Source organism: Streptomyces argenteolus (genome assembly GCF_042902585.1).
Classification (GTDB): domain Bacteria; phylum Actinomycetota; class Actinomycetes; order Streptomycetales; family Streptomycetaceae; genus Streptomyces; species Streptomyces argenteolus.
Genome location: NZ_JBIBEG010000001.1, coordinates 1,419,187 through 1,440,398, shown reverse-complemented (window position 1 = coordinate 1,440,398; position 21,212 = coordinate 1,419,187). Strand labels below are relative to the sequence as shown.

Below are 21,212 nucleotides of genomic sequence, written 5' to 3'. Positions count from 1 at the left end.
TCCGCCCGGAGCCCTGCTCCTACTTGTCTGGGCGCACCACTCCGAGGATCCGCATCGAACCCGCTCCCGCCAGCGTGACATGACGGCCGGGCCGGGGGGCGTGGACGATCGACCCGTCGCCGACGTACATCCCGACGTGGCTGGCGTCGCTGTGGTAGATGATCAGGTCACCGGGGCGCATGTCCTGGATGGGGATGTGCGGCAGCAGGCGCCACTGCTCCTGCGACGTCCGGGGGATCGGGCGCTTCGCCGCGGCCCATGCCTGGGACGTCAGTCCGGAGCAGTCGTACGAGGAGGGGCCCTCGGCTCCCCATACGTACGGCTTGCCTATCTGGGCGGTCGCGAAGGCCACCGCAAGCTTCCCGCCGGCGCTCGCCTCGCGGTTGATGTCCTGGAGTGCGCCGGAGGAGAGCCAGGCGGCCTGTGCCGTGGACGCCGCGTCCTGCTCCAGCTTCAGGAGCCTGGCCCGCTCCTCCTCGGCCAGCTGCGATTCGAGCTTCTTCGCCGCGGCTATCTGCGCGTTGATGCTCTTCTTCGCCTTGGCCTGCTTGACGCGGTTGGCCTCCAGCTTCTCCCAGTTGAGGCTGGCGTCCTGGGTGTACGTCTCCAAGTCGGCCTGCGCCTGCTCGAGTTCCGTCAGCATCCCCTTGGTGGCCTGCTGGCTCTGCCGGGCCTGGTTGACGCCGTCCAGGAAGAGGTCGGGATTGCCGCTCAGCATCAGCTGGGCGCCCGGGGGGAGTCCGCCGGTGCGGTACTGCTCGCGGGCCTGCGCTCCCGCCGAGTCCTTCAGTTCGGCGATCCTCGCCTGCCCGTCCGCGATCGCCTTGGTCAGCGCGACGATCTCCTTGGACTGCTTCTCGGCCTGCTCCTGGGCGAGGTTGTACGCGTCCGTGGCGGCGCCGGCCTTGCGGTAGAGGGTGTCGATCTCCTCGCGCACCTCTTCGAGGCTCTTCTTCCCGGCGGTGGGCACGGCGGGCGCGGCGGCCGTCGGGCCGGGCTCGGGGATCGGGGCGGCCATGGCCTGGACCGGCGCGGTCAGCAGGGCCAGTGCGCAGACCAGAGTGATCGCGGCAGTGGCACAGTGGCGTCGGTTCACAAGCTCCCCCTCCGGGCGAAAGGCCATGAAAGCCAGATCGCGGACATGTGACTTACCGTCAGTAACGTTCAGGTGACGACGCGATCGTGCCATGTCGTCCCGTAAAGCAACAGAGGTGCACGCAGGCCGTCTCGTCACACAGGGGGACGAACGGTGATCCGTTTGTGTTCCCGGATCCGGCTCCTTTCGAGCGCCGGGCGGGGCGTGTCCGTGCGCCGCACGCACGGAGTCCTGGGGTCGCGCGGCCCGTGCGCCGGAGCGCGCGTGCCGGATGCCGTGTGCTCCCGCGCCGCATGCCCTGTGATCTTCCCACGGGCCCTACGGCGGCCCGCCGACCCCTGCCCGCATCAGGCCTCGGGCCGCAGCGCGGACCACCGCACCGTGATCTCGCCCTGCCTCCACCGCCGTACGCCGTCCGTCAGCGGCCAGTCGGCGGAGACCGCGCGTACCGCCGCGATCCAGCGTTGCCGTGCCCCGAGGGAGGCGTACGGCGAGGCGGAGGCCCAGGCCCGGTCGAGGTCCCGCAGGAAGGCGTGGACCGGCTCGCCCGGCACATTGCGGTGGATCAGCGCCTTGGGCAGGCGCTCGGCGAGGTCCGAGGGGCGCTCCAGGGAGCCGAGCCGGGTCGCGAAGGTGACGGTGCGCGGGCCCTCCGGGCCCAGGGCGACCCACACGTGCCTGCGCCCGATCTCGTCGCAGGTGCCCTCGACCAGCAGCCCGTCCGGCGCGAGGCGCGCGCAGAGGCGGTGCCAGACCGCGGCGACCTCGCCCTCGTCGTACTGGCGCAGCACGTTCGCGGCCCGGATGAGCGCCGGCCGGCCCGCCAGGGGGATCTCGAAGCCGCCGTGCACGAAGGTGAGCCCCTCGCGCGCGTACGGCCGCGCCGCGGCGACCCGCTCGGGGTCGATCTCGACGCCGACCACGGCCGTGCGGGGCTCGGCGGCACGCAGTCGCTCCAGCAGTTCCACGGCGGTCCAGGGCGCCGCGCCGTAGCCGAGGTCCACCGCGACGGGGGAGTCGCTCCGGCGCAGGGCGGGGCCGTGGGTCGCAGCGATCCAGCGGTCCATCCGGCGCAGCCGGTTGGGGTTGGTGGTCCCGCGGGTCGCGGTGCCGATGGGGCGCTGGTGCATGACGAAGAGCGTATGCGACGCCCTGGAGGGAACGCGCGGAGCGGCGAAGGCCCGCGAGAACGGCGGAACGCGTGACAGGGCCCTCGGCGCGCCGAGAGCAACGTAATGGTTTGGCAAAACGGAAATGAAAGGCAGTGTTCCGCTGTTCTCGCCCTTCGAAGGGTCTCCGCGCCCGGTATGTGTCATGCCCCGAGCGAAGAGGAGGAGCGGACCCGTGAGCCAGTACGTCTCCCGGCTCGGCAGCAGCCGTGCGGCACCCCGTCTCCGCTTCCCGGGCGGTTTCGCGGGGCACCGCAAGCCGCGTCGCGTCGCGATGCTCTCCGTGCACACCTCCCCGCTGCACCAGCCGGGCACCGGCGACGCGGGCGGTATGAACGTCTACATCGTCGAGCTCGCCACGCGCCTGGCCGCGATCGGCACAGAGGTCGAGATCTTCACCCGGGCCACCACCGGCGGGCTGCGCCCGTCGGTGGAGCTGGCCCCCGGCGTGCTGGTCCGCCACGTCGACGCCGGGCCCTACGAGGGCCTCGCCAAGGAGGAGCTGCCCGCACAGCTCTGCGCCTTCACGCACGGCGTGATGCAGGCGTGGGCCGGCCAGCGCCCCGGCTACTACGACCTGGTCCACTCGCACTACTGGCTCTCCGGCCAGGTGGGCTGGCTCGCCGCCCAGCGCTGGGGAGTGCCCCTCGTGCACGCCATGCACACCATGGCGAAGGTCAAGAACGCCGCGCTCGCCGAGGACGACACCCCCGAGCCCGCCGCGCGGGTCATCGGGGAGACGCAGATCGTGCACGCGGCCGACCGGCTCATCGCGAACACCTCGGGCGAGGCCGACGAACTCGTCCGCTTCTACGACGCCGACCCCGCCTCCGTCGCCGTCGTGCACCCGGGGGTCAACCTGGAGCGTTTCCGCCCCGCCGACGGCCGCGCGGCTGCCAGGGCGCGCCTGGGCCTGCCGCAGGACGCCCTGATACCGCTGTTCGCCGGCCGTATCCAGCCGCTGAAGGCCCCGGACGTGCTGCTGCGCGCGGTGGCCGTGCTCCTGGACCGCGATCCCTCGCTGCGCTCGCGCATCCTCGTGCCCGTGGTGGGCGGCCCCAGCGGCAGCGGGCTCGCCAAGCCGGAAGGGCTGCAGAAGCTGGCCGCGCGGCTCGGCATCGCGGATGTGGTGCGTTTCCACCCGCCGGTCGGGCAGGACCAGCTGGCGGACTGGTTCCGGGCGGCGTCCGTGCTGGTCATGCCCTCGTACAGCGAGTCCTTCGGGCTCGTCGCCATCGAGGCCCAGGCGGCCGGAACGCCCGTGGTCGCGGCGGCGGTGGGCGGCCTCCCCGTCGCGGTGCGGGACGGGGTGAGCGGCTTCCTGATCCAGGGGCACGACCCGGAGGCGTACGCGCAGGCGCTGGGCCGGTTCGCCGAGAGTGCGGAGCTGGCCGGCCGGATGGGCGAGGCCGCCGCGGCGCACGCGCTGTCGTTCGGCTGGGACACGGCGGCCTCGTCGACCGCCGACGTGTACACGGCGGCGATGCACGACCACCGCCGCCGCGCACGCTCGCACCACGGCTGAGGCCGCGTCCGGCTCGCACCCGGGCTGAGGGTCCGCGTGAGCTGTCGTACGCTCGCACCATGGCTGACGTATCCGACGAGGCAGCAGCGACGCGGGTCATCGAGGCGACGCTGGACGACGCGGAGCTCGAATGGGAGAGCCCCGAGCCCGGCAACTACGTCGTGAAACTACCCGGCACCCGGAAGCTGTCCACGACCTGTTCGCTGCTCGTGGGGCAGCACTCCCTCTCGCTCAACGCGTTCGTCATCCGGCACCCGGACGAGAACGAAGCGGCCGTGCACCGCTGGCTCCTGGAGCACAACCTCCGCCTGTTCGGAGTGAGTTACGCGATCGACCAGCTCGGCGACATCTATCTGGTGGGCAGGCTCCCGCTCTCGGTCGTCACGCCCGAGGAGCTCGACCGGCTGCTGGGCGTGGTCCTGGAAGCGGCGGACGGCGCGTTCAACCCGCTGCTGGAGCTCGGCTTCGCCGGCGCGATCCGCAAGGAGTACGCCTGGCGGGTGGAGCGCGGCGAATCCACCAGGAACCTGGACGCCTTCGCGCATCTGACCCAGCGCCCCTCCTGAGCGGGGCGGCCGGTCAGCTCGGCCGGGCCACCTCCTCCAGCGCCGCCTCCAGCCGCGGCGCGACCTCCTTCCACGTCCAGGCCCGCGCCTCCGGTCCGGCGCCGCGGGGCACCGTCTCGGTGAGCATGATCAGGTAGAGGTAGCTGCGGTAGAGGCTGAGCCGGCGGCGTACGGACGGGGTGAAGCCGAGGGGGCCGCCGGCCGTGGCCGCGTATCCCGCCAGGAAGTCCGGATCCGCCTCCGGTTCGCCGAACAGAGAGGTGGAGACCAGGTCGGCGACCGGGTCCCCCCAGAACATCCGCTCGCCGTCGATGATCCCCCCGATACGGTGGGCGCCCGGCTCCCCGGTCACCAGCAGATTGCCCTGCCAGAGGTCGAAGTGGACGAGTGCGGGCCGGGTCACCTCGTCCAGTTCGCCCGATGCCGCGCGGAGCGTCTCGCGTATCCGGTCCACGGGGTGCGGCAGCCGCGCTCCGTACGTCTCCGCGTCGGCCAGCACGGCGTCGGTCATCGCGGTGAACGCCTCGCGCCAGGTGCGGGAGAGCGGGCCGAAGGGCTCGGCCGGATAACCGAAGCCGGGGCCCGTCACGCTGTGCAAGCGGCCCACGATCCGCCCGAACTCGTTGCGCAGCCGGGCCGTGTCACCCGCCGTCAGCCCGTCGGCGGCCTCGTGCCAGGGCCGGCCGGGCCGCGCGGTCATGACGACGTACGCACCGGCCGGGGCCCGGGGGTCGAGCTCGCTGTGCACGACCGACGGGACCGCCTCGACGCCCCGCGCCGAGGCTGCCTCGTAGAACGTCACCTCGTTGGTCAGCAGCCGCTGTTCGTAACGCATCCCGGTGCTGTGAGCGGGCGGGACCTTCACCACCCAGTCGCTGCCGTCCCGGAGGCTCACGCGGGTGACGGTGTTGTAGGTGCCTCCGGTGAGCGCCGCACGGGAGGTGATCTCGCGGGCGTCGATCCCGAGGGCTTCGAGCACCGCTGTTGTCGTGTCGACGGGCACGGCCCGGCTCCTCTCCTGCTCACGACCGGGTGGGCGCGCGACCCACAGCGGCTTCACAAGATGATCACAGCGGAGTCACGATCACATTCCGTGACCGCTCGGGCCGATCGTCGGACAGGTGTCCGATCGTAGAGTGTCACGCACTGCGGCAGTTCTCGCGTGCCGGCGACGAATTCCGCGCCGGAAGCGGGCTGTTGCTCCTTCGGACGGAGAGTTGAACCACCATGCGCGCCACTGCCGTACGCCGTACCGCCCTCGCCGCCGCCGTGGCGTCCCTGACCCTGCTCGCCACCGCATGCAGCGGTTCGGACTCCGGCGACAAGGGCGACGGCGGCACCTCGGGGGCCAAGGACGACGCCGCGTCCAAGCCCGCCGCGGTCAAGGCGCTGACCTCGGCCGAGCTGGAGAAGGTGTCCCTGGAGGACGGCGACCTCGCGGGTCACAAGATCTCGAAGACCGGCCCGGAGGACATCGGCAAGGCGGCGGACCTCACCGTGGACAAGAAGGAGTGCGAGCCCATCGGGCAGGCCTTCTACGGTGTGAAGCGCGGCGAGCCGGTCGGCAACGCCGGGCGCAAGGTCGTCCAGGAGCCCGAGAAGGACGAGACCGCGGACCCCGAGGACGCGCTCGCCGGCATGCTCGACGTCACGTCCTCGCTGGTCACCCTCGCCTCGTACGAGGGTCAGGGCGCGGCCGACAGCCTCGCCGAGCTGCGCGAGTCGGCCGCCGCGTGCGCCGAGGGCGGGTTCTCCCTGACCATGAAGGGCTCGAAGCAGAAGGTCACCAAGCTGACCGAGGAGAAGGTGACCGGCGGCGAGGAGGCCCTCGCGTGGACGGTCCTGATGGGTGAGGAGGGCGAGCAGGTGCCCTTCAAGCTCGTGAGCCTCCGTCAGGGTGGCACCGTCGCCACCTTCTTCTCCTTCAACCTGGGTGTCTCCGGCGGGGCGGCCCCGGACTTCGAGATGCCGACGGAGCTCGTCGCGGCCCAGGTCAAGAAGCTCGGCTGATCATCCGTACACGGCGAGGGGCCGGGGGCGGGCCGGACGGTCCGGCCCCCGGCCCCTCGCCCGCTGTCCGGGGCCGGACGAGCACGACGGCGCACACCACCAGGAGCGAGCCCGCGAGCTGGGCCGGGGAGAGCGTCTCGCCCAGGACGAGATAGCCCAGGGCCGTCGCGGCGAGCGGCGAGGCGAAGCCGAGCATGGAGACGGCCAGGGCGGGCAGCCGCTCCACGCCCCGGAACCACATTGTGTAGGCGAACAGCGCCCCGACGATCCCGAGATAGCCGAAGCCCACGGCGTTCCGTCCGTCCACGGCCTCGGGAAGCCCTTCGGCGACCAGGGTGACGGGCAGCAGGAAGAGGCCTCCGAAGGTCAGCTGCCACCCCGTGAACGTCAGCAGCCCCACACCGGGCGGACGCCCCCAGCGCTTCGTGAGCACGATCCCGCTCGCCATGCTCACCGCGCCCAGGAGCCCCGCGCCGACTCCGACGGCGTCCAGGGCCGCGTGGGAGGTCAGCGCCAGCAGGCCGACACCCAGGATGCCCAGTGCGCAGGCGACTGCGTGGGCGGGCGTGATCCGCGCCTTCAGCAGCAGCGCCGACAGGCCGAGCACGATCGTCGGCTGCACCGCCATCACCAGGGCGGCGACTCCGCCCGGCAGGTGGTAGGCGGCGAGGAAGAGCAGGTAGAAGAACGCGCCGATGTTGAGCAGCCCGAGGAGGGCCGCGCGCCACCACCAACTGCCCTGCGGCAGCTTCCTGCCCCATGCGAGCAGGATCAGGCCCGCGGGCAGGGCGCGGACCGTGGCGGCCAGCAACGGCCTGTCCGGCGGGAGCAGTTCCGTGGTGACGAGGTAGGTGGAGCCCCAGATCAGCGGGGCGAGCGCGGTGAGGGCGGAGTCGCGGAGGACCCGGTGGTCACTCACCTGGCACCGCCGGTGGCGAGGGGGTGGATGTCGCGGCGCGGGGAGATCGCCAGCGGCGCGGTCGGGGAAACGGCGGCCTGCGTCATGCGTCAGAACGTACAGCGTTTGCTTAGCGCTAAGCAAGTAGGTATCTCACCGCTAAGTCATAGGTAGACTGGAGCGATGAGTGACCATGTGGACCGCGTGCTGGCCCAGTGGGCGGAGCAGTATCCCGAGCTGAACGCCTCTTCGATGGGGGTGTTCGGGCGTATCAAGCGGCTGGCGCAGATCGTCGAGGCGGAGCAGCGCACGGTCTTCGGCGCGCACGGCCTCGACGCGGCGGCCTTCGACGTCCTGGCCACCCTGCGCCGCAGCCCGGCGCCCCACCGTCTGACCCCCGCGGACCTGATGCGGTCGGCCATGGTCACGTCCGGCGCGATCACCCAGCGCCTCGACCGCCTGGAGGCCCGCGGCCTCGTCGTCCGTATCCGCAGGCAGGAGGACGCCCGCAGCGTCCATGTGGCCTTGACCGACGCGGGGCGCGACCTGATCGACAGGGTCCTGGTCGACCACGTGGACAACCAGGAGCGGATGCTCTCCGGGCTGACGGGCGAGGAGCGCGTACGGATCGCGGGCGAGCTGCGCGGTCTGCTGGAGTCCCTCGGCGACACGGGCCGTACGGTGGGGCGCGGTTGAGAGCCTGACCGACGGTCGGGGGCGGCCGACGGTCGGGGCGTTCGGTGACCGGGGCGTTCGGTGACCGGGGTGCGCTCGCGGCCGGGCGCGTGGGCGGGCGCGGGTGGCGGCCGGGGCAGATGCGCTCGGCGGCCTTCGGCGTGTGACCGTCAGGCGGACCCGGCGGTCGACCGCGAGTGACGGTCAGGCGGACTCGGGAGCCGACGTCTTGACTTAGTGCTGTTGATCGCCGGACTCACGGCAGCGGGACGAGCCTGACGACGGTGACCGTCAGGACGGTCCCGGAGACGTAGTAGAGGACGATGGCCCCGCCGACGGTCGCCTCGCGCCGGTCCCGTTCGCGCTTCACGGCGGTCGAGGCGTGTCCGTAGGGGTCCAGGCCCAGCGTGCGCGCCATCTCGGCCCGGAACGAGTCGCCGTCGCGCATCTTGGCCAGGGTGTCATCGGCGGGCGGTGCGTAGGAGATGCGGAAACTCAAGCGACGTTCCGCCTCTCGGCCTCGTCCTGCGCCAGCCGGTCCAGGATCTGTTCGGCCTCGGGATCAGGTACGGACTCGAGCATCCAGTGCCGCATGACGGCCTGGATCTCGTGCACCCCGGCCTCGTTGATCGCGTGGTCGAACTCCTCGCGTCTCTCCTCGGGCAGCGCGGCTCGGATCGCCGGGATGCTGTTGGGCACCTCGACTTCGGCGCCGCCGACGAAGGTCTTCAGAGACTCGCCCATGATCGCTCTCCCCGATCTCCTTGCTCTCCGCGCCCTGCCCGCCCCTCACGGCGGGGGTGCGTCCCTGGGTAACGGACTGTTGTGCAGGTCACGTTAGCGGGTGCGAGGGGGATGCGTGAGCGACGGGCTGCGGCGGATCGCGGCTGCGGAGGAGGGGTTACGGCGACGGGGCGCGGCCCGGGCCACGGGACGGTCCGGGGCTACGGGCCGGACCGATGCTACGGGCTGTGGCTGCGACGGGAGGGCCTGGGCCTGCGGGCGGGTAGCTGCGACGGGAGGGCCTGGGCCTGCGGGCCGGGTAGCTGCGACGGGACCGTCCGTGGCGGCGGGCCGTGGCGCCCCGCATGACCGTCCAGGGTTGCAGGCGGGGCGGCTGCTACGGCACGGCCTGGCCGATGCCCAGCAAGTTCCCCTCACTGTCCCGGAACCAGGCGCCACGTTCCCCCCGCGCGCCCTTGCTCGGATAGTTCCCCTCGATCTCGGCGATCCCGCCCTCGGTCCGGAGGCCGGGCAGGTCGACCTCCTCGAACACCACGCCACGACGACGGAGTTCGGTCACGACCGCGTCGATGTCGTCGACCTGCCACCCCATCTGCGTGAAGCTGCCGGAGGCCGCGCCGGCCGAGCTGAACAGGGCGAACTCGCACCCCCCGACGCGGTAGAGCAGCCCGCCCGGCCGCTCGTCGACGGGCTCCAGCCCGAGCTTCTCGGCATAGAACCGCCGCGCCCGCTCCAGGTCCTGCGCGGGCAACCGGGTCGCCACACCGAGTGCCCGGGCGGCCAGGAGATCTGCGCTGTGCTCTGTGTCCATCCCTCCACTGTGCCGCGCACGCGGTGCGGCCGCAGGGGGAGGAGGCCAAGGCCTGCCGAAGGCGGCTCCCGAAACCGTACGAGGAAAACCCTCACATGAGCCGGGCATGTGCTTGGTGTGCACCCGTGGTGCAAAACTCTGGGCGGCGCAGGAACGAGGTCCGCCAAGGAACGTTGTTCCTGTCGGCCGCCATCCCTCTGGATCGACGCACCTGCCGAGATCGCACTCCCGGTGGCGCTCCTGATCATCCTCGATGTCGGGCTCCACGGCCGGCGTCACCCCAGCTGAGGGCCCGAACGACGGTCCGTCAGCCGTGAACCGGCCTCCGCCTGCGACGTTCCGCAGCCGGAGGGCAGCCGGGGTGGCGCCAGGCGCGCGACAGCGGAGGGCCGGGCCCGCCCGCAGGCCCCTCTATTCCGCTGCCGCGAAGGCGTCGACGCCCGTGAGCTCGGCCGACAGGGCCCACAGGCGCGCGGCCTCTCCGGGGTCGGTCGCGTGCGCGTGCACGCCGCCGTCCGAGCCGTCGCCGGCCTGCTCGGCGATGTCGCAGTCCTCGCAGTACACGCCGCCCATGCCCGCCACCTGGGGAGAGGTCGCGGCCCACACCTGCGTCGCCGCGCCCTGCTCGGGCGTCTTGAAGGTGGGGTCGGTGGGATTGCCCTGCTCGTCGATCCAGCCTGCTTCGACCATCTCCTCCTTCGCGAGGTGGCGCTGCAGCGGGGTGAGAATGCTGCCCGGGTGTACGGCGAACGCCCGGACTCCGGCGTCGCGTCCGAGCGCGTCGAGCTGCACGGCGAACAGCACATTGGCCGTCTTCGCCTGCCCGTACGCCTGCCATCTGTCGTAGCCGTGCTCGAAGTGCACGTCGTCCCAGCGGATGCCCGTGATGCCGTGGGCGCCGGAGGACACGGCGACCACGCGCGCGCCACCGGGGGCGAGCGCCGGCCAGAGGTGGTTGATCAGCGCGTAGTGACCGAGGTGGTTGGTGGCGAACTGCGCCTCCCACCCCGGGCCGACCCGGGTCTCTGGACAGGCCATGATTCCGGCGTTGTCGATCACGATGTCGAGCTGCCGGCCCGAATCCAGGAACCGCTCGGCGAAACCGCGAACGCTGTCGAGGTCGGACAGGTCGAGATCGTCGGTCTCGACCCCGTGGATGCCCTCGACCGCCTCCCGAGCGGCTGCCCGCCGACGGGCGGGCACGACGACGCGCGCCCCGGCCGCCGCCAGGGCACGGGTCGTCTCCAGGCCGAGGCCCGAGTAGCCACCGGTGACGATCGCGGTGCTGCCGGACAGATCGATCCCGTCGAGGACGTCGTCAGCGGTGCTCCGGGCACCGAAGCCCGTTCCGATCGTGTGCTGGGGTGTGGTCATGAGGCCCGACGCTAGACGTTGAACTGCGCTCCAAGGCAAGTCCCTTGCTCCCGGGCGAGCGGAGCTTGGCGTCTCGGGCGTGAGCGCGACCCGTGTCCACACCCGCCGCGAGCGGACCGGGCGAGCGGGGCACCACGGGTCGTCATCGGATGCCCTTGAGCCGCGGACGGCCCAGACGGCTCCCGGCGTGGACGTGTCTCCTACGGCGTGGGCGCTCGTCGGGACCGGCGACCGTGACGTTCCGGCCGCGGTCGTCCGTGCGGCCACTTCGGCGGTGCAGCCTCACCATCCCGTCGGCAGGCTCCTGAGGAACGGGACAAGACGATCGGCGATGGCCCGGTCGTCGCGAGCCGAGGCGTGCCCGTCACATCCGAGGAAGTCCAGGCCCGACTGATCGAGGAACCAGTAGTGGACCCCGCTGTCGCCGACATCGTTGCGCGCCGCAACCACCTGCCGCACATGCTCGGCGTTTCTGTCGAAGCCGACGGCCACGAGGGCGGTATCGGCCCCGTAGCGCGCTCGGAGTTTCCGAAGGAACTCGCCGTAGGCGGTGCGGTAGGCGACTGCGAGGCTGTCGGGGGTCCACGGCTCGCCGGGGGCGAGGTCGGAGAAGTCGTTGGAGCCGAGATTGACCACCACGACCTGGGGGCGCCATGTCCCGGGGTTCTGCCAGACGTCGCCGTCCACGTTCAGCAGGGCCCGGTCGTAGTAGGTCCGGTACGTGACGTCCGGGCAGATGCCGGCGATATTGCGCACCATGCCGAGGCCGGAGAAGCCGTTGATCTGGTAATCGGCGTCCAACTGCTGGGCGGTGAGGGCGCCGTGGCTCACGTCACTGTTGGTGTTCCGCTTTACGTGCTCCGGATCGCAGTCGCCGGGGCCCGACACATTGCCGTAGCCCACGGTGATGGAGTCCCCGATGAACTCGATCTGACGGTCCCGGGGCGTCGGCTTGCTCAGCACGGCGCCCCCGGGCGACGCGACGAAGCCTCCGAACGTGCTGGTGTTCCCCGGGGTGTCGTTGCGTTTGACGACCCGGACGGTGTGCTCGCCGTCCCGTAACCCGTCGATCCAGTGCGTGGTGTCGCCGGGTGTGACCAGGGTGGCGACGGTGGCCCCGTCGACCTGGACGTCGTAGTCGGCCGCCGCGCAATCGATCATCACACCGAGCCCGGTCCCACGGATGCGGCCCTCGAAGTACACCCCGGGCCAGCTGAACTCCCACGTCGTCCCGCAGTCCTTGACCCGCCCTGCGGTGTGCACCTGCTCCGAGACGCTCTTCCCGTGGACCGACGGCCCCAGCTCATACGGCGAGCCAGCCTCCACCACGCCAGGCGCCGCTGGACGCTTCCCGCGCTCCGGCTTCGGGTTCCCCCCGCTGAAAGTCATCTGCCTACCGTCTCTCCGTCGCTGTGGCGCATCGGTGGGTCCGGCTGAACGTCCGCCACGCCACCCCTGGACGTCAACCGAATTGAAGGGAGGCGGCGCGGGCCAACAGGTGTCTTCTTCAGATGCCTTGCGACGCGGACCCCGGCCGGTCACCGCGCGGTGGTCATGTCTGGCGCACCTCGTTGCACGGGGAAGCGTGGACACCGGCTCTGGCCTCGGCCGGAGCCATCCCGACCCCGGCGGCCGGCGCTCCGCACGCTGAGTCACGCGAGAAGGGCATGCGCGCGATGCGGCACTTCTGCGCGTCGGTGCTGCTGGACGCCGGGGAGAACATCAAGGCGCTCGCCGAGTACGTCGGGCACTCCGACCCCGGCTTGACGTTGTGGGTGTACGCGCACCTGATGCCGTCGAGCCAGGAGCATACGAGGAAGGCTGTGGCTTCGGTCTGTGATCACCGGTGATGCGTACACCATGGTCAGAGGCCAGCAACGCTGTATCTGTCCGAACATTGTGCTGGAAAAGTTCGCTGAAAGAGCGGGCGAGCAAAGTTCGCGGACAGGCTCACAAAGTTGATTCGTGATTTCACGCGTGAGAGATTGGTGTCTAGAAATACTGCGGACCTGGATCCGGCTCCAACCAGATCCAGGCCCTCATGCAGTCAGCGAGCCCGGTCGCCTAGCAGTAGACCGGGCTCGCTGCATGTGCAGCTCCCGGTCGCGGCCGACCTCGCGCGTGACCCGCTCATCGAGCGAACTGCATCACGCTGGTAGCAATGGCTACGAGTAGGCCACCTCCTGCGAGCCAGACTTGCCACCTCTCGGCACTGGTCCACCCGCGGGGCTTGTCCTTCTCAAGACTCACCTCTACCGCCTCCCTTCTCCTCCAACCGACCCACTCATTGGGTCGGAGCCTTCGAACTCACGCGTTCTAACGCGGAGTTCAGGGGAGGTTCAGACGAGGCGGGACCAGCATACCGGTCATACCGTCGTTCACTGCTGCGCTCCGGAACGCTTGACAACGCCCCTAAGTCCCTTCCACGGCCCACAGACGGCCCAGCGCACCAAAAAGCCCCCCACCTCGCGGAGAACCCGCAGGTGGGGGGCTTGTTGGTGTCGCGTTACTTCTTCTTGCCCTGGTTCTTCACGGCCTCGATCGCTGCCTTCGCCGCGTCCGGGTCCAGGTACGTGCCGCCCGGGTTCAGGGGGCGGAAGTCGGCGTCCAGCTCGTAGGAGAGCGGGATGCCGGTCGGGATGTTGAGGCCCGAGATGGCGTCGTCGGAGATGCCGTCCAGGTGCTTCACCAGGCCGCGCAGGCTGTTGCCGTGGGCGGCGACCAGGACGGTCTTGCCGTCGAGGAGGTCCGGGACGATGCCGTCGTACCAGTACGGCAGCATGCGCTCGACGACGTCCTTGAGGCACTCCGTGCGGGGGCGCAGCTCCGGCGGGATCGTCGCGTAGCGCGGGTCGGCGCTCTGCGAGAACTCGGTGCCGTCCTCGAGGGCGGGCGGCGGGGTGTCGTACGAGCGGCGCCAGAGCATGAACTGCTCCTCGCCGAACTCGGCGAGCGTCTGGGCCTTGTCCTTGCCCTGGAGGGCGCCGTAGTGGCGCTCGTTCAGGCGCCAGGAGCGGTGCACGGGGATCCAGTGGCGGTCCGCGGCCTCCAGCCCGAGCTGGGCCGTGCGGATCGCGCGCTTCTGGAGGGAGGTATGCACGACGTCGGGGAGCAGGCCGGCGTCCTTGAGCAGCTCACCGCCGCGGACCGCCTCCTTCTCGCCCTTGTCGGTGAGGTCTACGTCCACCCATCCGGTGAACAGGTTCTTCGCGTTCCATTCGCTCTCGCCGTGGCGGAGGAGGATCAGCTTGTACGGTGCGTCGGCCATGGGTCCGAGCGTAATCGAACCCGCGCGCCCACCGCGCGCTCGGTCACAGGGCGGACACGGGGCGGGAAGCCGAACCCACGATTGACGGTCGGCGTCAATCCGGTGGCGGCCGGGGAAGCCCCTTTCGTAATGTTCGGACAGTTGCTGGGCCGCTTACACCGTCCGCCCGCACGCATCCGTACACGCGCGTCCCCGGGGGGAAGTCCTATGTCTGTCGCGGGCCTGAGAAAGGCGGCGCACGAGACGGTCGCCGGGCTCCCCAGGGAGTTCTGGTGGCTGTGGACCAGCACGCTGGTCAACCGCCTAGGGGCGTTCGTCGCCACCTTCATGGCGCTCTATCTGACCCTGGACCGGGGCTACTCCGCCTCGTACGCCGGTCTCGTCGCCTCACTGCACGGGCTCGGCGGGGTCGTCTCGTCGCTCGGTGCCGGGGTGATGACCGACCGGCTGGGCCGCCGGCCCACCATGCTGATCGCGCAGCTCTCGACCGCTGTGTCCGTCGCGGTGCTCGGGTTCATGGTGCATCCGGTCGCGATCGCGGGCGTCGCCTTCGTCGTGGGCATGGCGAGCAACGCCTCGCGGCCGGCCGTGCAGGCGATGATGGCGGACATCGTGCGGCCCGAGGACCGGGTGCGGGCCTTCTCGCTCAACTACTGGGCGATCAACCTGGGGTTCGCCGTCTCCTCGGCGGGAGCCGGTTTCATCGCGGAGTACAGCTATCTGACCGGCTTCCTGGGAGAAGCCGCTCTGACGCTGCTGTGCGCCGTCGTCGTCTTCCTCAAGGTGCCGGAATCCCGGCCGGAGGCGGTGCCCCGGAAGGCCGGGGACGCCGCACCCGACGACGTGCGGCTGAGCACCGTCCTGCGCGACGGGCGCTACATGGGTGTCGTCGGCCTGTCCTTCCTGGTTGCGCTGATCTTCCAGCAGGGATACGTGGGGCTGCCCGTGGCCATGGGCACGGACGGGCTGTCCAGTTCCGACTTCGGCACGGCGATCGCCGTCAACGGCGTGCTGATCGTGGTCCTGCAGATCCCGGTCACCCGTTTCATCCAGCACCGTGATCCGCGCCGGCTGCTGATCCTCTCGGCCCTGCTCGCGGGCTACGGCTTCGGTCTGACCGCCTTCGCCGGGTCGGTCGGGGTGTACGCGCTGACGGTGTGCGTCTGGACCGTCGCCGAGATCGTCAACGCGCCGACGCAGACGGGAATCGTCGTCCAGCTGTCCCCGGCGCACGGCAGGGGCCGCTACCAGGGCATGTACACGATGTCCTGGTCGGTGGCGGCGCTCGTCGCGCCCCTGATGTCGGGCTTCGTCATCGACCACTACGGCGCCGGGTGGCTGTGGGCGACCTGCGCGGTGCTGGGCACGGTGACGGCCGCGGGCTACTGGCTGCTGATGCGGAACCTGGAACTGCCGGAACCGGTGGTCGCCGCGTCCACGGGGCCCGAAGACCGTACGGGGCCCGAAGACCGTACGGGGCCCGAGGCCCGTCCGGGGTCTGCGGACCCGATGGGGCCCGAGCAACCGGCGGTTCCCGGGGACCTGACGGCGTCCGTGCACCGGACCGGGCCCGGGGAACGGACGGCCTCCGAGGACCGGCCCCTGGCCGAGCCCGCCGTCTGAGGCGCCCGATGCGGCCCGGCGGCGCACCGCCGGGCCACGTGCCGACGACACGGCGGTGCCCCGCTACGGACACGCGTCCGTGACGGGGCACCGCCGCAGGATTCGGCCCGGCTCAGCCGCCGCACTGGCACGGTGCGCCGGACTGGCAGCCGCATCCGCAGCCCGAGCCGCAGCCGCAGGCTCCCAGCAGGGGCAGGTGCACCACTTCGGTCGGGGTCTCCTGCTGGGGTTCGGTCACGGGGGTATCGGCCATGGTCCCTCCTCAGGGCGTACGACTCGACGGCGTACGGCACATGTGGGGACACACATGCCGACGGCGAGGGGGCCGCAGGCATGCCGCGCCGCCCCCGCACCCATTGCATGCCCAGCTTGGAGGGCGCATCAACGGCGCACGAGGGCTGGGACTGACGTACGACCGTCCCGGCCCCCGCGCCCCCTTACGCCCCCTCGACCGGCGTGGCCGCCTGGAGCTCGTCGGCGTGTTCGCCGGTCACCAGGTAGACGACGCGCTTGGCGACCGACACCGCGTGGTCGGCGAAGCGCTCGTAGTAGCGGCCCAGCAGCGTCACGTCCACGGCGGTCTCGATGCCGTGCTTCCAGCGGTCGTCCATCAGGTGCTGGAACAGCGTGCGGTGTAGGAGGTCCATCTCGTCGTCGTCCTGCTCCAGCTGGAGCGCGAGGTCGACGTCCTTGGTGATGATGACCTCGGCGGCCTTCGCCATCAGCCGCTGGGCGAGCTGGCCCATCTCCAGGATGGTGGCGTGCAGGTCGTGCGGCACGGCGGACTCGGGGAAGCGCAGCCGCGCCAGCTTGGCGACGTGCTGGGCGAGGTCGCCCGAGCGCTCGAGGTCGGCGCTCATGCGCAGCGAGGTGACCACGATCCGCAGATCGGTGGCGACGGGCTGCTGGCGGGCGAGGAGCGCGATGGCGCGGGCCTCCAGGTCGTGCTGGAGGTCGTCGACCTTCTGGTCCGCGGCGATCACGCTCTCCGCGAGCTTGAGATCGGCGTCGAGCATGGAGGTCGTGGCCCGTCCGATCGCCGAGCCGACGAGCCGGGCCATCTCGACCAGGCCTTCGCCGATCGAATCGAGTTCCTCGTGGTAAGCGTCGCGCATGGAAGTCCCTCTCCAGATCCTTGCTGAGCCGGGGTCTAGGGCCGACCCCCACGTTGCCACGGTGCGGGTTCTACGCGTCGGGTTCCGGCCGACCAAGTGAACCGGCTCTATCCCCTCGGTGAACTCTGGGCGACGAGTGTTCGAGAAGGCACCCGGATGGCTGGGAGAGTGTCGGCGAGCCCGCATAACCTTGAAGCATGGACGTGAACGCGGCGGTCGCCGCAGCTGCCGCGATCGCCGGGCTCTGCACCGGTGTGATCGCCATGCTGGCGTTCCGCTGGAGCGAGCGCGAGCAGAGGCGGCCCACGCGTACGTCCCTGCGGCCGGACGGCAATGCCGCCCTGCCCCCGGGGGTCGACACGGTCCTGTCCGTGCTCAGCTCCTCGGCCGTCGTGCTCGACGAGAGCGACAGCGTGGTCAAGGCCAGCTCCGCGGCGTACGGGCTGGGCCTGGTCAGGGGCGGACGCCTGTCGGTGGAGCCGATGCTCCACATGGCCAGGGACACCCGGCGCGACGGTGAGATACGACAGGTGGAGCTGGACCTCCCGCGCCGCGGTACGGGCCGGGGCGAGGCGCTCGCCGTCTCCGCGCGGGTCGCCCCGCTGGGCTCACGCCTGGTCCTGCTGCTGGTCGAGGACCTCACCGAAGCCCGTCGCATAGAGGCGGTACGGCGCGACTTCGTCGCCAACGTCAGCCATGAACTCAAGACCCCGGTCGGCGCGCTCTCCCTGCTCTCCGAAGCGGTCATGGACGCGTCCGACGACCCGGAGGCGGTGCAGCGGTTCGCCGGCCGCATGGAGATCGAGGCGACCCGGCTCACCAACCTCGTGCAGGAGCTCATCGACCTCTCCCGGGTGCAGAACGACGACCCGCTGGAGGACGCCGAACCCGTACGGGTGGAACAGCTGGTCGCCGAGGCCATCGACCGGTGCCGGCAGCAGGCCGGTTCCAAGCAGATCACCATGGCCTCGGCCGGCGCGGCGGACCTCACGGTGTGGGGGAACCGCAGCCAGCTGGCGGCCGCCCTCGGCAATCTCGTGGAGAATGCCGTCAACTACAGCCCCGCACGCACACGCGTCGGTATCGCGGCGCGGAAGCTGTCCGCGCCCGGCGGGGATCTGATCGAGATAGCCGTCACCGACCAGGGCATCGGCATCTCCGAGAAGGACCGCGAGCGCGTGTTCGAGCGGTTCTACCGAGTCGACCCGGCCCGCTCACGGGCCACCGGTGGCACCGGTCTCGGCCTCGCCATCGTCAAGCATGTGGCCGCCTCGCACGGCGGGGAGGTCACCGTATGGAGCTCGGAAGGCCAGGGCTCCACCTTCACCCTGCGACTGCCCGAGTCGGGCGTCGTACGGGGACGCAAAACCGGCGGAGCGCTCGTCGTCAACGGTGCAGTCGACGACGAGGGACCGTACGAGACCGATTCTTACGAACCATTTCCTGCCCCGGAGGCTCTTCCGTGACCCGAGTGCTTGTCGTCGAGGATGAGGAATCCTTCAGCGACGCCCTGTCCTACATGCTGCGCAAGGAAGGGTTCGAGGTGGCCATCGCGGCCACCGGCCCGGACGGCCTCGACGAATTCGAGCGCAACGGCGCCGACCTCGTCCTCCTCGACCTGATGCTTCCCGGCCTGCCCGGCACGGAGGTCTGCCGGCAGCTGCGGGTCCGGTCCAACGTCCCGGTGATCATGGTCACCGCGAAGGACAGCGAGATCGACAAGGTCGTCGGGCTGGAGATAGGAGCCGACGACTACGTCACCAAGCCCTTCTCCTCGCGGGAGCTGGTGGCCCGCATCCGCGCGGTCCTGCGCCGCCGCGGTGAGCCGGAGGAGGTCACTCCGGCCGCGCTGGAGGCCGGTCCGGTCCGGATGGACGTGGACCGCCACGTCGTCACGGTCTCCGGCGGCAAGGTCGACCTCCCGCTGAAGGAGTTCGACCTGCTGGAGATGCTGCTCCGCAACGCGGGTCGCGTGCTGACGCGTATGCAGCTGATCGACCGGGTCTGGGGCGCGGACTACGTGGGTGACACCAAGACCCTGGACGTCCACGTCAAGCGGCTCCGCGCCAAGATCGAGCCCGACCCGGGTGCGCCCAGGTACCTGGTGACGGTGCGCGGCCTGGGCTACAAGTTCGAGCCGTAAACCGGCGACGACCCGCGGGCGGAGTTAGTTCCGGCCGGGGACCGGCGACGGCAGGCGGGGTGCGTCACTGGGACCGGTGACCGGACACGCGGGCCGATCGGGTTCCGGCCGTGGACGGCGAGAACACGCGGGCCGAGTGCGGTCCGCGCGATGGACCGGTGACCCGGCACGCGCGCTGAACGGGTTCGTGCCGTGGACCGGTGACCGGGCACGCGGCCCGAGCCGGCTCGGGCCGCGTGCCGCCGGTACCGGTGACGTGACCGCAGGCCGAGTGGGGGGTGACTCCGGGGGAGTCACCCCCCACTCGTGTGATCAGTGGGTGTCGGCGGCGGCGTCGCCCTCGGGCGCAGCTGCGCCCTCGCCCTCCGGCGAGGCGGAGCCGGTCGCCGAGGGGCTCTCGGACGTGCCGTCGGTCGGCTCGCCCGTGGCGCCGGTCTCGGACTCCGAGGGCGTGGGCTTCGGCGTGGGCAGCGTGCTCGGGCCGAAGCCCTCGAAGAAGCTGGTGGCCGGTACGACGGCGGCGCCGAGCTCGACGTCCCCGGTCTCGCTGAAGGTGAAGACGACGGTCTGCACACTGCCGTCGGCACCGACCTGGCGGCCGTTCTCGATGACGGCGGAGGCGTTGTCGGCGCCACCGATGATGACCCGCCCACCGGCCGGGACCACGAGCGGTCCCTTGCCCTTGGCGGCGTTCAGCTTCACCGTGGCGTTGCTCCCGGGCAGCGTGATCTTCTCCAGGACCTCACGCTTCGTGCTGTCGTTGAACAGCGTGCCGGCGATGACGGCCGGGCCCTCGGCTTCGTGCCCGGGCTGCGTGATGACGTTCAGGTTCTGGATCTTGAGGGAGCCGACAGTGGTGGCCGCGTTGTCCGGCCTGACCTGAAGCGTCTGCGCGTTGTTGCCGGCCGCACAGGCGGACAGCGTGGCGATCGAGAACACGAGGGCAGTGGCGGCGAGGGCGCCGTGTCGAAGGCTGCGGCTCACGGCGGCGGCAACTCCTTGAACGATCGGACTGCGGACTTCGGACTCTGCGGACAGGAAGGCCCGAGCGGCCGTAAAGCCGCCCTAAGTGTGTGTCAGCGGGCTCAGGTTACCGAGCCGCCCTCCCGGGCCCGCACCCGACCCGCCCCTCCGGGCGGCCGAGCTGTGGACCGAAAGCCTTCGCCACGCCCGGACGGGCCGCCGTCCGCGCTCCGGCCGGCTCCCGTACGAGGGTGCGCCGGCTCCCGTACGCGGGCCGTACCCCTCCTGGCCATGTCGTTTCGCACGCCGTTCACAAATCCCGGGTGAGCGGCATCTTGATCGGCGGGTGATCGATTTTCCGGCCGTGGCGCATTTCCCGCGCATAATCCACCCGGCGCCCGGACGGTGATCAATTTCAATGGCCACGCACGCTAAGGTCCGTACGAGTGATCGATGTCCGAACGGAGTACGGAAAGTTCACCATCCGGAATCCGACAAAACGGGACGTTCGGCCCCTTCTGGAGGGCTTCCGGCACGTGTGACGCGGGTGTTTCCGCCCGGCCGCACGCCCGCTCCGACCTGCGAATATCGCCTTCCGGAAGCCTCGCGCAGCACGTTCGTGGCGCAGTTGTCAAGCCCCGAGATATGCCCTGACCTGCGAAAACGCCATTCAGGAGAAGCCGTTCTCGTGTTACTCTGGATAGCCACGGAAGGGGTACCTGTCACATGACGTTCAAGGTTGGCGACACCGTGGTCTATCCCCATCACGGGGCCGCGCTGATCGAGGCTATCGAAACTCGCCAGATCAAAGGCGTGGACAAGACCTACTTGGTGCTCAAGGTCGCCCAGGGCGACTTGACGGTTCGTGTACCGGCGGACAATGCGGAGTTCGTCGGCGTGCGCGACGTAGTCGGGCAGGAAGGGCTGGACCGGGTCTTCGAGGTGCTGCGCGCGCCGTACGCCGAAGAGCCGACGAACTGGTCCCGACGCTACAAGGCAAATCTCGAGAAGCTCGCCTCGGGCGATGTCATCAAGGTCGCGGAAGTAGTGCGTGACCTGTGGCGTCGTGAGCGTGAGCGCGGACTCTCCGCAGGTGAGAAGCGCATGCTCGCCAAGGCCCGCCAGATCCTGGTGAGCGAGCTTGCTCTCGCGGAGAACACGAACGAGGACAAGGCCGAGGCCCTGCTCGACGAGGTCCTCGCGTCCTGAACCGGACGACACCGGCGACCGGT

General features: G+C 70.7%; 21 protein-coding genes and 1 pseudogene. 9 read left to right on the top strand and 13 right to left on the bottom strand.

Annotation, left to right across the window (positions count from 1 at the left end; translation table 11 throughout):
• Nucleotides 1-19: 19 nt before the first annotated feature.
• Nucleotides 20-1,096, bottom strand: coding sequence for a C40 family peptidase (locus ACFY8O_RS06555; protein ID WP_387899441.1), 1,077 nt, complete (start codon nt 1,094-1,096; stop codon nt 20-22).
• Nucleotides 1,097-1,443: 347 nt separating this feature from the next.
• On the bottom strand, nt 1,444-2,226 hold the full coding sequence (locus ACFY8O_RS06550) for a class I SAM-dependent methyltransferase (RefSeq protein WP_387899438.1): 783 nt from the start codon (nt 2,224-2,226) through the stop codon (nt 1,444-1,446).
• A gap of 214 nt (nt 2,227-2,440) precedes the next feature.
• Between ACFY8O_RS06550 and mshA the strand changes: the two genes are divergently transcribed.
• Together mshA and ACFY8O_RS06540 are read left to right on the top strand one after the other, a co-directional pair.
• Nucleotides 2,441-3,790 carry a D-inositol-3-phosphate glycosyltransferase gene (gene mshA / locus ACFY8O_RS06545; protein ID WP_387899435.1) on the top strand — a complete coding sequence of 450 codons (1,350 nt, stop codon included), beginning with the start codon at nt 2,441-2,443 and terminating at the stop codon, nt 3,788-3,790.
• A 59-nt stretch (nt 3,791-3,849) separates the two neighbouring features.
• Nucleotides 3,850-4,356, top strand: a complete 507-nt coding sequence (locus tag ACFY8O_RS06540; RefSeq protein WP_145804581.1) for a type III secretion system chaperone family protein — start codon at nt 3,850-3,852, stop codon at nt 4,354-4,356.
• Between the two features lie 13 nt (nt 4,357-4,369).
• Here ACFY8O_RS06540 and ACFY8O_RS06535 read toward each other — a convergent pair whose 3' ends face one another.
• On the bottom strand, nt 4,370-5,359 hold the full coding sequence (locus tag ACFY8O_RS06535; RefSeq protein WP_387899432.1) for a phosphotransferase family protein: 990 nt from the start codon (nt 5,357-5,359) through the stop codon (nt 4,370-4,372).
• Nucleotides 5,360-5,583: 224 nt separating this feature from the next.
• On the opposite strand from ACFY8O_RS06535, the gene ACFY8O_RS06530 reads away from it, so the two are divergent.
• On the top strand, nt 5,584-6,366 hold the full coding sequence (locus ACFY8O_RS06530) for a hypothetical protein (protein ID WP_387899429.1): 783 nt from the start codon (nt 5,584-5,586) through the stop codon (nt 6,364-6,366).
• On the opposite strand, the gene ACFY8O_RS06525 is transcribed toward ACFY8O_RS06530, so the two are convergent.
• Nucleotides 6,350-7,285: an EamA family transporter gene (locus ACFY8O_RS06525; protein ID WP_387899426.1), complete on the bottom strand. Its 936-nt coding sequence runs from the start codon at nt 7,283-7,285 to the stop codon at nt 6,350-6,352. The genes ACFY8O_RS06530 and ACFY8O_RS06525 overlap by 17 nt on opposite strands.
• 162 nt (nt 7,286-7,447) lie before the next feature.
• On the opposite strand from ACFY8O_RS06525, the gene ACFY8O_RS06520 reads away from it, so the two are divergent.
• Nucleotides 7,448-7,960: a MarR family winged helix-turn-helix transcriptional regulator gene (locus tag ACFY8O_RS06520; RefSeq protein ID WP_145804573.1), complete on the top strand. Its 513-nt coding sequence runs from the start codon at nt 7,448-7,450 to the stop codon at nt 7,958-7,960.
• A 235-nt stretch (nt 7,961-8,195) separates the two neighbouring features.
• On the opposite strand, the gene ACFY8O_RS06515 is transcribed toward ACFY8O_RS06520, so the two are convergent.
• The 5 genes from ACFY8O_RS06515 to ACFY8O_RS06495 all read right to left on the bottom strand — a co-directional run bounded on the left by ACFY8O_RS06515 (nt 8,196) and on the right by ACFY8O_RS06495 (nt 12,131).
• The gene (locus ACFY8O_RS06515) at nt 8,196-8,438 is read right to left on the bottom strand and encodes a hypothetical protein (protein ID WP_145804571.1); all 243 of its coding nucleotides are present in this window, start codon (nt 8,436-8,438) and stop codon (nt 8,196-8,198) included.
• Complete coding sequence (locus tag ACFY8O_RS06510) at nt 8,435-8,683, bottom strand: hypothetical protein (RefSeq protein WP_145804569.1); 249 nt, start codon at nt 8,681-8,683, stop codon at nt 8,435-8,437. Before ACFY8O_RS06510 ends, ACFY8O_RS06515 begins: the two co-directional genes overlap by 4 nt.
• A 376-nt stretch (nt 8,684-9,059) precedes the next feature.
• Nucleotides 9,060-9,494, bottom strand: coding sequence for a VOC family protein (locus ACFY8O_RS06505; RefSeq protein ID WP_387899421.1), 435 nt, complete (start codon nt 9,492-9,494; stop codon nt 9,060-9,062).
• Nucleotides 9,495-9,905: 411 nt separating this feature from the next.
• Entirely contained in the window at nt 9,906-10,868 is a 963-nt protein-coding gene (locus ACFY8O_RS06500) for an SDR family NAD(P)-dependent oxidoreductase (RefSeq protein WP_387899418.1), read from the bottom strand.
• Nucleotides 10,869-11,150: 282 nt separating this feature from the next.
• Nucleotides 11,151-12,131 (bottom strand): SGNH/GDSL hydrolase family protein, encoded by a 981-nt coding sequence (locus ACFY8O_RS06495; RefSeq protein WP_387899415.1) that lies wholly within the window; start codon nt 12,129-12,131, stop codon nt 11,151-11,153.
• Nucleotides 12,132-12,409: 278 nt separating this feature from the next.
• Between ACFY8O_RS06495 and ACFY8O_RS06490 the strand changes: the two are divergent.
• Nucleotides 12,410-12,718, top strand: a pseudogene (locus ACFY8O_RS06490) (site-specific integrase); the annotation flags it as partial.
• Between the two features lie 656 nt (nt 12,719-13,374).
• Here ACFY8O_RS06490 and ACFY8O_RS06485 read toward each other — a convergent pair.
• Complete coding sequence (locus ACFY8O_RS06485; RefSeq protein WP_129264856.1) at nt 13,375-14,136, bottom strand: phosphoglyceromutase; 762 nt, start codon at nt 14,134-14,136, stop codon at nt 13,375-13,377.
• Between the two features lie 207 nt (nt 14,137-14,343).
• On the opposite strand from ACFY8O_RS06485, the gene ACFY8O_RS06480 reads away from it, so the two are divergent.
• Complete coding sequence (locus tag ACFY8O_RS06480; protein ID WP_387899412.1) at nt 14,344-15,759, top strand: MDR family MFS transporter; 1,416 nt, start codon at nt 14,344-14,346, stop codon at nt 15,757-15,759.
• Between the two features lie 112 nt (nt 15,760-15,871).
• Here the strand turns inward: ACFY8O_RS06480 and ACFY8O_RS06475 are convergent, their stop codons facing one another.
• Both ACFY8O_RS06475 and phoU read right to left on the bottom strand, forming a co-directional pair.
• On the bottom strand, nt 15,872-16,012 hold the full coding sequence (locus ACFY8O_RS06475) for a hypothetical protein (RefSeq protein ID WP_167526148.1): 141 nt from the start codon (nt 16,010-16,012) through the stop codon (nt 15,872-15,874).
• A 184-nt stretch (nt 16,013-16,196) separates the two neighbouring features.
• Nucleotides 16,197-16,874 carry a phosphate signaling complex protein PhoU gene (gene phoU / locus ACFY8O_RS06470; protein WP_145804559.1) on the bottom strand — a complete coding sequence of 226 codons (678 nt, stop codon included), beginning with the start codon at nt 16,872-16,874 and terminating at the stop codon, nt 16,197-16,199.
• A 197-nt stretch (nt 16,875-17,071) separates the two neighbouring features.
• Here phoU and ACFY8O_RS06465 point away from each other — a divergent pair, with 197 nt between their 5' ends.
• The gene (locus ACFY8O_RS06465; RefSeq protein WP_145804557.1) at nt 17,072-18,340 is read left to right on the top strand and encodes a sensor histidine kinase; all 1,269 of its coding nucleotides are present in this window, start codon (nt 17,072-17,074) and stop codon (nt 18,338-18,340) included.
• Nucleotides 18,337-19,017: a response regulator transcription factor gene (locus ACFY8O_RS06460; protein ID WP_014047499.1), complete on the top strand. Its 681-nt coding sequence runs from the start codon at nt 18,337-18,339 to the stop codon at nt 19,015-19,017. The genes ACFY8O_RS06465 and ACFY8O_RS06460 overlap by 4 nt, the downstream gene beginning before the upstream one ends.
• A gap of 312 nt (nt 19,018-19,329) precedes the next feature.
• Here the strand turns inward: ACFY8O_RS06460 and ACFY8O_RS06455 are convergent, their stop codons facing one another.
• On the bottom strand, nt 19,330-20,001 hold the full coding sequence (locus ACFY8O_RS06455; protein WP_387899406.1) for a DUF461 domain-containing protein: 672 nt from the start codon (nt 19,999-20,001) through the stop codon (nt 19,330-19,332).
• Nucleotides 20,002-20,706: 705 nt separating this feature from the next.
• On the opposite strand from ACFY8O_RS06455, the gene ACFY8O_RS06450 reads away from it, so the two are divergent.
• Nucleotides 20,707-21,189 carry a CarD family transcriptional regulator gene (locus ACFY8O_RS06450; protein ID WP_006380568.1) on the top strand — a complete coding sequence of 161 codons (483 nt, stop codon included), beginning with the start codon at nt 20,707-20,709 and terminating at the stop codon, nt 21,187-21,189.
• Nucleotides 21,190-21,212: the final 23 nt, after the last annotated feature.